A 344-nucleotide genomic window follows, 5' to 3' on the forward strand; every position below is an offset into this window, starting at 1 on the left:
TATCAGATCCTTTCGGCGTCCGATTCCCGGTCGGCGGGATTTGTCTGCGGGCTTTCGGCTTTCGCCTCCGGCCTCTCGACGTTCACTACTTTAGCCGATTCCCTTCGGCGACTCATAATCGAGTCTCGCGAGTTAGAATTCGGGCGCGCGGGCGCGCCAGAATCGACCCCGCCGAGGGGGTTGGAGCTAGGTAGTGGGTTGGCCGCTCCGGCTGCAGGCGATCGCCGTACCCGGTTCAGCGGCTCGGGTTACATTACGCACCTCGCCGGGCCGAGTCAACCTCGGCGGCGCCTCGGCACGTGGGCCCTGTAGGGGCTGACGGTCGGGTCGTCGGCGATCCAGAA

The organism is Streptomyces tricolor, assembly GCF_002155905.1.
Classification (GTDB): domain Bacteria; phylum Actinomycetota; class Actinomycetes; order Streptomycetales; family Streptomycetaceae; genus Streptomyces; species Streptomyces tricolor.